Source organism: Robertkochia flava, assembly GCF_020166515.1.
In the GTDB taxonomy this organism is placed as follows: Bacteria; Bacteroidota; Bacteroidia; order Flavobacteriales; family Flavobacteriaceae; genus Robertkochia; species Robertkochia flava.
The window spans coordinates 110,228-121,679 of the sequence record NZ_JAINZT010000001.1; the positions used below are offsets into that span (position 1 = coordinate 110,228).

An 11,452-nucleotide genomic window follows, 5' to 3' on the forward strand; every position below is an offset into this window, starting at 1 on the left:
TTTTGAAAAAACCAATTTTAGCAGGATTCTGCATATTCCTTTTCCTCTCCTGTAAAGAGAAGAATAATTCTGATATGCAGGCTGAAAAAGATCTTGTAAAGAGTGAAACCAGTACCCAGGAGGAACCAAAAAACCCTGAGGCCACGGAAATTTGGGAGCCGATACCGGAAAAGGTAGAAACAGGCATTTACCCTGAAGCTCCCGGAGACGCCTTCATCCTACTAAAGGATGGCGACATGGATGCCTGGGAAAGCGTTAAGGATCCCGGAAACCCCGCTCCGTGGACCGTAAACCCGGATGGAAGCATAACGGTTAAGGACGGAAGCGGAAATATCAGAACCAAACAGGAGTATGGCGACATCCAACTTCATATTGAGTGGAAAAACCCTGAAACTCCAAGAGCCGATGGTCAGAACAGGGGTAACAGCGGAATCTTTTTGCAAGGACGGTATGAAATCCAGGTTCTGGACAGCTATGACAACAGTACTTATGTGAACGGACAGGCCGGTGCGGTGTATAAACAGCATATACCCCTGGTCAATGCGAGCAAACCCTCCGGGGAGTGGCAGTATTACGACATTATCTACCGTGCACCTCAATGGGACGCAGAAGGCAATAAGACCCGATCTGCAACCGTAACCGTTCTGCACAATGGCGTCCTGATACAGGACCATGTCACTATAGAAGGAACCACAGAATACATTGGTTGGCCCAAAAATGACCCCCACGAAAAAGGTCCTCTTGTACTTCAGGACCACAACGACAACAGCGGGGTGAGTTACAGGAATATCTGGATAAGAGAACTAAAACCCTAAACAAAAAAAGATCGGCATTTGGCCGATCTTTTTTTATTCAGAATACTGCAACGGTCTTCCCGAGATCAGATCTCTGTTACGCGCAGTGTATTTACCATTCCTTTCGCCTTGATCGGCATGGCCGCAAGACTCACAATCATATCACCTTTTTCCAGGAATCCCTTATCCCGCGACATCTGGTTCACATCTTCTATGGTCTGGTCTGTACTCACGAATTTATCGTAATAATAAGCATTAACCCCCCAAAGCAAACTAAGCTGGGTCAGGATACGCTTGTTGGACGTAAACACAAGAATATGCGACTGCGGACGCCAGGCAGAGATCTGGAAAGCAGTATACCCACTATTGGTAAGTGTGGATATGGCCTTGGCATTGATCTCATTGGCCATGAGGGCCGCGTGATAACATATGGATTTGGTGATGTATCGTTTGGTTTTGATATGCGGAGGCTCCTGAGGCACACGGATCAAAGGAGAGTGCTCTACGCTTGATATAATGCTTGACATTTTCTGGATCACCTGCACCGGGTAGGCCCCAACGGAGGTCTCACCAGACAGCATCACGGCATCTGCACCATCCATAACCGAGTTGGCCACGTCATTAACCTCTGCCCGGGTAGGCGTGAGGCTATTGATCATAGTTTCCATCATCTGGGTGGCAATAATTACCGGGATACGGGCTTTTTTGGCCCTAAGCACCAGCTGCTTTTGCACCAAAGGCACCTCATGAGCAGGAATTTCAACTCCGATATCTCCCCGTGCAACCATAAGCCCATCGCAATAAGCCACGATCTTGTCAATATTTTCCACCGCTTCAGGCTTTTCTATCTTAGCCACGATCGGGATCTTGTGCACAGAATGCTCTTCAATGAGTTTCTGAAGATCCATAAGATCTGTGGAGTGGCGCACAAAAGAAAGGGCAATCCAATCTACCTCCTGCTCTACGGCGAAAATGGCATCCTGGATATCCTTTTTGGTAAGTGCCGGAAGGGAAATACTGGTGTTAGGCAGGTTTACTCCCTTTTTAGACCGAAGGGGTCCGCCCTGGATCACCTTGGCATTTACCTTTTTATTCTTATCGGTTGACGTTACCTCAAAGATGAGTTTCCCGTCGTCCAGCAGGATACGTTCCCCGGGATTCACATCACGCGGAAACTCCTGGTAATTCATATAAACCCGGTCTGCGGTTCCCTCAAAGGGCTCTCCGGTTTCAAAAGTAATTTCATCTCCGGGATTAACGATCACATCCTCCTTCATGACCCCGACACGTAATTTGGGGCCCTGCAGGTCGGCGAGGATGGCTGTATTGTAACCGTACTCTTCATTGAGTTGACGGATAAGACCGATACGCTCTTTGACATCGTTATAATCTGCATGAGAAAAGTTAATGCGAAATACATTAACTCCAGCTTCAATCATATCTTTCAACACCGCTTTGGTACTTGTTGAAGGTCCCAGTGTTGCAACAATCTTCGTTTTCTTCCTATTAGGCATTCGCTAGAAAAATTAAATTACTTTTAGACTTTAGTTGATCGGTTTCCAGTTCGTAAGCGGTGATCACCTGGGGCATTCTCTTGATCAGTTTCAGCACATCCAGCACCTTACTGAAGCTCCCTTCCCCGTCATCAATTTTAAGGAGGTGATCTACCTTGGGATATTCAGGCAGCACATAATGCGCCTCCACCCCTACGGGAGCGGCAAACATATCCAGAGCTATATCTTGCTTCTGGACCGCTACATTGGTTTTATTAGCAACGAGATTCCACAGGAGATCTGTGGTTTCATCATAGCTTTCATACACAGCAAAGGCAGCTCCTTCACCAAGCAGCAGGTCTTTAGGGAGACGGGAAAGCTTTATTTTCAATACCCCATTCAAAAAATAGGCTAATCGATAAGAATCCAGGGAACTGTGGATGGCGATTAGCGTATAGGTATCCTCGTAAAAATCCTCCGTTAACTTGTGGACCGTCATATTTTGATAATACAATCATCTATAAAGATACTGCTCATTACACGACTTCACAACTTTTAAGACTCCGGTAATCCGAAAAAGTTACGCAAACGTTAGAGTCAGATCACATCATCAATCTTGGATTGCAAGGCATAATACGCCCTTCTAGCCGCATTTTCTTCGGCTTTTTTCTTTGAAGTTGCCCTGCCTTTGGCTACAAGTTTATTGTCGATATAGAGTTTAACGGCGAAATATTTCACATCTTCCTTGCCTTCATCTTCATAGACATCAAACAAAAATGTCTTTTTCTCTTTCTGGCAATATTCTATGATCAGGCTTTTATAGCTAATGATCTTTCCTTCCAGCTGTTCTATATCCACATAAGGCGTGATCACCCGGCTTTGGATAAACCGCTCACAGAACTCATATCCCCTGTCCAGAAATATGGCTCCTACCAGGGCTTCAAATACGTTGCCATGGATGTTTTCCCCAAAGTTCTCTTTATTGATCTTGCTTTCCACGAAATTAAGCAGTCCAAGATCTTTCCCCAGTTCATTGAGGTGCTCCCTGCTTACTACCTTGGAACGCATTTTGGTCAGGTACCCTTCATCCCCGGCAGGGGCTTCGTCAAAGAGAAAGTGGGATATTATCGAGCTCAGCATGGCATCCCCCAGAAACTCCAGCCGTTCGTAGTTTACAGGATTGCCTTTTTCATCTTTGATATTCATGGACCGGTGCGTAAATGCCTTTTTGTAATAGCGAATAGAACGCGGCTTAAACCCAAGAATATTAGTGAGCTCTAAAAAAAAATCCCCGCCTTGAGAAGACCGGGAATTTAATATTTTACGAATGAATTTCATTCAGTTGCTTGAAACTAGTCCATTTTTTTAAACAGGACACAGGCATTGTGCCCTCCAAACCCAAAGGTGTTGCTCATTACGACTTTCACATCGCGCTTCTGAGCTTCATTAAGGGTTAAGTTGAGTTCCGGATTAATGTTCTCATCCACCGTTTCGTGATTGATGGTAGGAGGAACAATTCCGTGCTCTAAAGAAAGGATGGAGGCAATAGCTTCAACTGCACCAGCTGCACCCAAGAGGTGCCCGGTCATGGATTTGGTAGAGTTGATGTTCAACGTTTTGGCGTGCTCGCCAAAAACCTTACCTATCGCTTTCAATTCAGCAACATCTCCCAGGGGAGTAGAGGTACCATGGGTATTGATGGCATCCACATCCTCGGGTTTCATTCCGGCATTTCTCAAACAGTTCTCCATTACGGCAACCACCCCGATTCCTTCCGGGTGCGGTGCTGTCATATGGTAGGCATCAGAAGAGAGACCGCCACCAACAACTTCGGCATAGATCTTAGCGCCTCTGGCTTTAGCGTGCTCATATTCTTCCAACACAAGTGCTCCTGACCCTTCTCCCAAAACAAATCCGTCGCGATTTGCATCGAAAGGTCTGGATGCGGTTTTAGGGTCGTCGTTCCGGGTACTCATGGCATGCATGGCGTTAAAGCCACCCATACCCGCTTCGGTAACGGCAGCCTCCGAACCTCCGGTAATCACCACATCGGTATGACCGAGCCTGATAGAGTTCAGCGCATCGATAATGGCATTGGCCGATGAGGCACAGGCAGAGACCGTTGTATAATTAGGTCCCATAAAACCGTATTTAATAGAAATTAATCCCGGTGCGATATCGGCAATCATTTTCGGGATAAAGAACGGATTAAACCTTGGGGTTCCGTCGCCTTTGGCATATGCCATTACTTCATCCTGAAAGGTCTCTAATCCTCCGATTCCGGCACCCCAGATCACCCCTACGCGTTGTTTATCGATCTTTTCCAGATCCAGTTTTGAATCGTCCATAGCCTCCTTAGCAGTGGCCATGGCATATTGAGCAAAGCGGTCCATTCGCCTCACCTCCTTGCGATCAATAAAATCTGTAGGGTCAAAATTCTTTATCTCACAAGCGAATTGTGTTTTAAATTTTGAGGCATCAAAGTGGGTGACAGGGGCAGCTCCACTCTGTCCACTAATAAGCCCATTCCAATATTCTTCAATATTATTACCAATGGGGGTCAATGCTCCTAATCCAGTTACAACAACTCGCTTAAGTTCCATTTAGTACGTTTTTGTATTGCAATAAAACAAATAATAAACTACCAAAAAAATTTATCCATGCAGTGGCATGAATAAATTTTTTGGTAGTATGCCTTATAGGTAATTCTTATTTCGCTTCTTCGATATATTTGATCGCTTGACCAACAGTAGCGATATTTTCCGCCTGATCATCAGGAATTTGAATGTCGAATTCTTTCTCGAATTCCATGATAAGCTCAACAGTATCCAGAGAGTCGGCTCCCAGATCGTTGGTGAAGCTTGCTTCTGCAACTACTTCATTCTCATCTACACCTAATTTGTCTACGATGATCGCTTTTACTCTTGATGCAATGTCTGACATAATTTTTTTGTTTTAAAATTTAATTGTTGGCAAAAATAAAAAACTTTGCATTAAAAAAAGGTTTTCCTGCTAAAAGTTACCTTTAAAGATAAGAATTTTTAAACCAACGAATTAGCTCCCTGCACTTCCCTTTCTGGAATATTATTCTTTTTTTTGCCTACATATATATATGAGTACAAACCCTATGAAAAGAATCGTCATCTTCGCTTCCGGCTCAGGCAGCAATGCAGAAAATATCATCCGTCACTTCCAGGCCGGACAACTGGCCCGGGTAGAGATGGTGCTCTCCAACAAACCTGACGCCCGGGTGCTGGTACGCGCCCGTGACCTGGGCACCAGTGCGATGTACTTTAACCGTACCGCCCTCAATGAAGGCAAGGTGGCGCTTTTGCTCGAAGCCCTCAACCCGGACCTGATCGTATTGGCCGGCTTCTTATGGAAGATCCCGGAGGAACTCACCCGGAAGTTCAAGGGAAAGATCATCAACATACATCCTGCCCTATTACCAGAATACGGCGGGAAAGGAATGTACGGGATGCACGTACACCAGGCCGCGATCAAAGACCGGAAAGAAAAGAGTGGTATCACCATCCATTACGTAAACGAACATTACGATGAAGGAGCCATTATCTTCCAGGCATCGACCCCGGTTACGGAGGCCGATACCCCGGAGACCCTGGCCACCAAAATACACGAACTGGAGCACCGGCATTTTCCCATCGTTATAGAAACCCTGCTTAATGAACAATAACAGCCAGGTCCATATCTACACCGATGGCGCCTCGAAGGGCAACCCGGGACCGGGAGGCTACGGCATCGTCATGGAGTGGGTGGGCAAACCCTACCGGAAAGAATTCTCGGAAGGATTCAAAAAGACCACAAACAACAGAATGGAGCTGCTTGCGGTGATCGAGGCGCTCAGGAAACTCAAATACCCCAATACAGCCGTAACCGTGTTCAGCGATTCGAAGTATGTGGTGGATGCCGTCAATAAAGGATGGGTGTTCAACTGGGAGCGCAAGGGGTTTAAAGACAAGAAAAATCCGGATCTGTGGATCGACTTCCTAAAGGAATACCGAAAACACAAGGTGTCCTTACAATGGATAAAGGGACACAGCAATCACCCTCAGAACGAACTCTGTGATGCCCTTGCCGTAAACGCTGCCCAGAAGAAAGACCTGAAGACCGATGCGGGCTTCGAGCGGGAGGGATTATTTTAAAATTCTGAAATATAGCGGATTGATCGTATTTTTACCTCAAAACGCAACCCATGAATTTCACATCCTTATATTTTGCCCTTATCCTGTTACCCGGCGTACTGTTTGCCCAGGAATGGGAACTGAAAAAAGAGAGTGATCATATCCGGGTATACACCCGCCAGGTCGATTCTACGGCGTTTAACGAATACCGGGCCGAACTCATTGCCCGAACCACCCCGGAAAAGGCCCTGAGGCTGATCTGCGACGGCGACCGGCTTTGGGAGTGGAACCACAAAACCTCTGCCAGTGAGACCCTGCACCGCTATAATGACAGCACTCTTGTGATCTGGATGCACAACGACCTGCCCTGGCCCTTCCGCGACCGCGAAAACCTCTCTCTGATCCAGGTCAGAACCCCAAAAACCGACGAATACCTGGTTACCATTGAACCTGCCGACAATGCATTCCGGAAACCCGATGAAGAGGTCATACGCACCACCCGATTTAAGGGACACTGGAACATCGAGAAATTAAAGGATGGAAAGGTGAAGATCGTACAGCAGTTATACGGCGACCCTAATGGAATGATCCCGGGATGGTTACTCAACTCCATCCTCACCACGGTGCCCTTTCATTCTTTTGAGAATCTGAAAGTAATACTGGAAAACTAGCCTTATATTTGCAAAAAAATAAATGCATGGGAAAATTATTGATCGTAGGTACTGTAGCCTTCGATGCCATTGAAACTCCTTTTGGCAAAACCGATAAGATCCTTGGTGGGGCCGCTACCTTCATAGGCTTAGCCGCCTCTAACTTCGAAATTGATTCCGCCATCGTCTCTGTAGTAGGTGACGACTTTCCTGACCACCATCTCAACCTGCTGAGCAATAGGAAGATCGACATTTCTGCTATCGAGATCGTCGAGGGAGGAAAAACATTTTTCTGGAAAGGAAAATACATGAACGACCTCAATGTACGGGAAACCCTCGACACCCAGCTCAATGTACTGGCCGATTTCAACCCGGTTGTCCCGGAAGCCTTCAACACTTCCGAAATTCTTATGTTAGGAAACCTTCATCCGAACGTCCAATTAAGCGTTATTGACCAAATGGACAAAAAACCGGCGCTTACGATTTTGGACACCATGAATTTCTGGATGGACAACACCCCTGAGGAACTGGCCGCAGTGATCAAAAAGGTGGATGTAATTACCATAAATGATGAGGAGGCCAGGCAGCTTTCGGGAGAATATTCCCTGGTAAACGCCGCTGAGAAAATACATCAGATGGGACCGGAATATGTTGTAATAAAAAAAGGAGAGCACGGAGCACTTTTATTTCATAAGGAGAACATCTTCTTTGCTCCCGCACTTCCCCTGAGAGAGATCTTTGACCCTACCGGGGCCGGGGATACATTTGCCGGAGGATTTGCCGGATTCCTTGCAGCGACAGAAGACTACTCCTTTGAAAATATGAAAAACGCCGTTATCCACGGTTCTAATCTCGCTTCCTTCTCTGTAGAGAAATTTGGAACCGAGCGGATGGAAAATCTGGATAAAGAAGAGATCAACAGCCGCTTAAAGCAATTTAAGGACCTAACGCAATTTGATATAAAATTGGCCTGATTGCTCTGCAACAGGCTTTTTTAAACTAGGACAATGAGTGACGCTATAAAACATGAATGTGGGATCGCCCTCGTACGACTTCTGAAACCCCTGGAATACTACCAGGAAAAATACGGGACAGCATTCTACGGGATCAACAAGATGTACCTGATGATGGAAAAGCAGCACAACCGCGGACAGGATGGAGCCGGTTTTGCCAGCATCAAAATGAACATGCACCCCGGAGAACGCTATATGAGCAGGGTACGATCTAACCAGTCGCAACCCATTCAGGACATCTTTAAACAGATCAACACCCGAATTAACGATATCCTGACCGAAAACCCGGAATATCGCGATGATGTGGAAGCCCTGAAAAAGGAGGTTCCCTATGTTGGAGAACTCATGCTCGGCCACGTGCGGTATGGTACCTTTGGGAAGAACAGCATAGAAAGCGTACATCCTTTCCTGCGCCAGAACAACTGGATGCACAGAAACCTTATTGTGGCCGGAAACTTTAACATGACGAATGTTAATGAACTTTTCGACAACCTGATCCGACTGGGACAGCACCCTAAGGAAAAGGCAGACACGATAACGGTAATGGAAAAAATAGGTCACTTTCTCGATGATGCTGTGGCCAAGCTCTACAAAGAGGTGAAAAAGGAAGGATTCTCAAAAATGGAGGCCTCCCACCTTATCGCCGAGCGACTTAATGTAGCAAAGATCCTCAGAAAGGCCGCCAAAAACTGGGATGGGGGATACGCCATGGCCGGACTGATCGGACACGGAGACGCCTTTGTCTTGCGGGACCCTGCAGGGATACGTCCTGCTTACTATTACAAAGATGACGAGGTGGTCGTGGTTGCCTCGGAGCGCCCTGTAATTCAAACGGTCTTTGATGTGGAATTTGAAAGCATCAAAGAACTCGACCCTGGAAAAGCCATCATTATCAAAAAAGACGGTTCGGTTAAAACCAAAAGAATCCTGGAAGCCCTGGAACGCAAAGCCTGTTCTTTTGAACGCATCTATTTCTCCAGAGGATCAGATGCAGAGATTTACCAGGAGCGCAAAGACCTTGGGAAACTTCTTTTCCCCAAGATCCTGGAGAGCGTAGACCAGGACCTGGAGAACACCGTGTTTTCCTATATTCCCAATACTGCGGAAACCTCCTTTTACGGAATGGTCCAGGAGGCTCAGAATTATCTAAACAAAAGGAAGGAAGAAAAAATACTGGCAGCTAAGGACAGTCTTACTCCGGAAGAATTGAACCGCATCCTGAACATGCGCCCAAGAATTGAAAAGGTGGCCATAAAAGATGCAAAGCTCCGCACCTTTATTACAGAAGACAGTAGTCGTGACGACCTGGTTGCCCATGTTTACGACATAACCTATGGCTCTGTAAAACCATCAGATAACCTGGTCATCATCGACGACAGTATTGTAAGAGGCACCACGCTGAAAAAAAGTATTTTACGCATCCTCGATCGTCTGCATCCGAAACAGATCGTAGTAGTGTCTTCCGCACCGCAAATCCGCTATCCGGATTGTTACGGAATCGACATGGCAAGACTGGAAGACCTGGTAGCTTTCCGGGCAGCGCTCGAATTACATCGGGAACGAGATACCTACTACAAGGTAGACGAGGTGTATGAAAAATGTATCGCACAGGTAAATCATGAGGATAAAGATGTGATCAATGCCGTTAAAGAAGTCTATGCACCCTTTACAGACGAGGAGATCTCGGATAAGATTTCAGAGATCCTGGCTCCGGAAGGCATCAATGCCGAGGTGAAAATTATTTACCAATCGGTAGAAAAGCTTCATGAAGCCTGCCCTCATAACCTGGGTGACTGGTATTTCACAGGTGATTATCCGACCCCGGGAGGAAACAGGGTGGTTAACAGGGCATTTATCAATTTCTATGAAGGAATTAAAGAGCGTGCTTATTAAAAAATAAACCATGAATCGGAGTCGATTTGCATTTCATCGTGTTAATATGCGTTTCATCCGATTAATAATATTTATCCGACTACATGGAGGTATCTTTAGATCACCATAGCATAAGTAGGTTAAGTTCATGGTAAGATTTGGGGCAAAAAAGGTAGATCATTGATCTACCTTTTTTATTTTATATCCACCCTATCCAAACCACTTTTCCTTTCATACCATTGCATTAACACCTCATCCATTTCCCCTTATACAGATAACACGACAGCGCCTCCCTGTGCAACTGTTTTATGCGGCATATATAAACGGGTCCCGGACACCAACTGAAATGCCATTCCCTATCTTTCCCGAAAGCCTGGACACCCCTTAAGATCGCCTTGCCCGGAACAACGAACTGCCTGCCGAAGAAAAATAAGCAGGTATACGTGTCCCCTTCTAGGTGAATAACCGGAAACACCAGGATTGCGCTAAAGAAAGGAGCGCATTATTTTGTAATATAAAACACTTCTGAAAAGCGGTTACCCACAATATTTTATCCTGGGTAAACAAAAAATCATGCCGCAAACTTGAACCTTATCCCAAAATACGAGACCGATATTGATTGTTCTTCGCATAGAAACGGCACATGCCTTTCCTGAAAAATAAAAGACACCTGCTACACACTGTATTTCAACTAATTAAGATTCCTTTCAACCGATTCATTTCTTAGGCATATTCTTACCGCATACTTTTATATCACCATAGCATAAGTAGGTTAAGTTCATGGTAAGATTTGGGGCAAAAAAGGCAGATCATTGATCTGCCTTTTTTATTTTACACTACTCATAAAAATAGCCTAACTCCTTGATTTCCTTTTCTTTACAAACCGTAAGACATTTACCATCTAACTTCCATTCACCTAATTTAACAACATTTCAACCGATTCATTTCTGAAGCGTATTCCTACCGCATACTTTTATATCACCATAGCATAAGTAGGTTAAGTTCATGGTAAGATTTGGGGCAAAAAAGGCAGATCAATGATCTGCCTTTTTTATTTTACACTACTCCCAAAAATAGTATAACTACTTGATTTCCTTTTCTTTATAAACCGTAAGACATTTACCATCTAACTTCCATTCACCTAATTTAACAACATTTCAACCGATTCATTTCTGAAGCATATTCCTACCGCATACTTTTATATCACCATAGCATAAGTAGGTTAAGTTCATGGTAAGATTTGGGGCAAAAAAGGAAGATCATTGATCTACCTTTTTTATTTTACACTACTCATAAAAATAACCTAACTCCTTGATTTCCTTTTCTTTACAAACCGTAAGACATTTACCATCTAACTTCCATTCACCTAATTTAACAACATTTCAACCGATTCATTTCTGAAGCGTATTCCTACCGCATACTTTTATATCACCATAGCATAAGTAGGTTAAGTTCATGGTAAGATTTGGGGCAAAAAAGGCAGATCAT

General features: G+C 45.0%; 11 protein-coding genes. 6 read left to right on the plus strand and 5 right to left on the minus strand.

What is annotated here, in order from left to right:
- Positions 1 to 2: 2 nt before the first annotated feature.
- Positions 3 to 815, plus strand: a complete 813-nt coding sequence (locus K7R11_RS00490; RefSeq protein WP_224487805.1) for a 3-keto-disaccharide hydrolase — start codon at positions 3 to 5, stop codon at positions 813 to 815.
- Positions 816 to 880: 65 nt separating this feature from the next.
- Here K7R11_RS00490 and pyk read toward each other — a convergent pair whose 3' ends face one another.
- From pyk to K7R11_RS00515, 5 genes are all read right to left on the minus strand, one after another.
- Positions 881 to 2,308: a pyruvate kinase gene (gene pyk / locus K7R11_RS00495; protein ID WP_224487807.1), complete on the minus strand. Its 1,428-nt coding sequence runs from the start codon at positions 2,306 to 2,308 to the stop codon at positions 881 to 883.
- Positions 2,301 to 2,786 (minus strand): IPExxxVDY family protein, encoded by a 486-nt coding sequence (locus K7R11_RS00500; protein WP_224487809.1) that lies wholly within the window; start codon positions 2,784 to 2,786, stop codon positions 2,301 to 2,303. Before K7R11_RS00500 ends, pyk begins: the two co-directional genes overlap by 8 nt.
- Positions 2,787 to 2,884: 98 nt before the next feature.
- On the minus strand, positions 2,885 to 3,625 hold the full coding sequence (gene rnc / locus K7R11_RS00505; RefSeq protein ID WP_224487811.1) for a ribonuclease III: 741 nt from the start codon (positions 3,623 to 3,625) through the stop codon (positions 2,885 to 2,887).
- Positions 3,626 to 3,639: 14 nt separating this feature from the next.
- Positions 3,640 to 4,890, minus strand: coding sequence for a beta-ketoacyl-ACP synthase II (fabF, locus tag K7R11_RS00510; protein WP_224487813.1), 1,251 nt, complete (start codon positions 4,888 to 4,890; stop codon positions 3,640 to 3,642).
- A 106-nt stretch (positions 4,891 to 4,996) separates the two neighbouring features.
- The gene (locus K7R11_RS00515) at positions 4,997 to 5,230 is read right to left on the minus strand and encodes an acyl carrier protein (protein WP_136334596.1); all 234 of its coding nucleotides are present in this window, start codon (positions 5,228 to 5,230) and stop codon (positions 4,997 to 4,999) included.
- Between the two features lie 184 nt (positions 5,231 to 5,414).
- Between K7R11_RS00515 and purN the strand changes: the two genes are divergently transcribed.
- Genes purN through K7R11_RS00540 form a run of 5 tightly spaced genes read left to right on the plus strand, consistent with a single transcriptional unit; the run spans position 5,415 to position 9,985 of the window.
- A complete protein-coding gene (gene purN, locus K7R11_RS00520) occupies positions 5,415 to 5,981 on the plus strand; it encodes a phosphoribosylglycinamide formyltransferase (RefSeq protein WP_224487814.1) in 567 nt (188 codons plus the stop codon).
- Positions 5,971 to 6,450, plus strand: a complete 480-nt coding sequence (gene rnhA / locus K7R11_RS00525) for a ribonuclease HI (RefSeq protein WP_224487815.1) — start codon at positions 5,971 to 5,973, stop codon at positions 6,448 to 6,450. The genes purN and rnhA overlap by 11 nt, the downstream gene beginning before the upstream one ends.
- A 50-nt stretch (positions 6,451 to 6,500) precedes the next feature.
- Entirely contained in the window at positions 6,501 to 7,100 is a 600-nt protein-coding gene (locus K7R11_RS00530) for an START domain-containing protein (protein ID WP_224487816.1), read from the plus strand.
- Between the two features lie 26 nt (positions 7,101 to 7,126).
- Positions 7,127 to 8,053 (plus strand): PfkB family carbohydrate kinase, encoded by a 927-nt coding sequence (locus K7R11_RS00535; protein ID WP_224487817.1) that lies wholly within the window; start codon positions 7,127 to 7,129, stop codon positions 8,051 to 8,053.
- Positions 8,054 to 8,086: 33 nt separating this feature from the next.
- Entirely contained in the window at positions 8,087 to 9,985 is a 1,899-nt protein-coding gene (locus K7R11_RS00540) for an amidophosphoribosyltransferase (protein ID WP_224487818.1), read from the plus strand.
- The last annotated feature ends 1,467 nt before the right edge of the window (positions 9,986 to 11,452 follow it).

Coding starts and splice junctions, on each gene's coding strand:
- pyk (WP_224487807.1), bottom strand. CDS start 2,308: ATGCCTAATAGGAAGAAAACGAAGATTGTTGCAACACTGGGACCTTCA.
- rnc (WP_224487811.1), bottom strand. CDS start 3,625: ATGAAATTCATTCGTAAAATATTAAATTCCCGGTCTTCTCAAGGCGGG.
- fabF (WP_224487813.1), bottom strand. CDS start 4,890: ATGGAACTTAAGCGAGTTGTTGTAACTGGATTAGGAGCATTGACCCCC.
- K7R11_RS00530 (WP_224487816.1), top strand. CDS start 6,501: ATGAATTTCACATCCTTATATTTTGCCCTTATCCTGTTACCCGGCGTA.
- K7R11_RS00500 (WP_224487809.1), bottom strand. CDS start 2,786: ATGACGGTCCACAAGTTAACGGAGGATTTTTACGAGGATACCTATACG.
- purN (WP_224487814.1), top strand. CDS start 5,415: ATGAAAAGAATCGTCATCTTCGCTTCCGGCTCAGGCAGCAATGCAGAA.
- K7R11_RS00535 (WP_224487817.1), top strand. CDS start 7,127: ATGGGAAAATTATTGATCGTAGGTACTGTAGCCTTCGATGCCATTGAA.
- K7R11_RS00540 (WP_224487818.1), top strand. CDS start 8,087: ATGAGTGACGCTATAAAACATGAATGTGGGATCGCCCTCGTACGACTT.
- rnhA (WP_224487815.1), top strand. CDS start 5,971: ATGAACAATAACAGCCAGGTCCATATCTACACCGATGGCGCCTCGAAG.
- K7R11_RS00515 (WP_136334596.1), bottom strand. CDS start 5,230: ATGTCAGACATTGCATCAAGAGTAAAAGCGATCATCGTAGACAAATTA.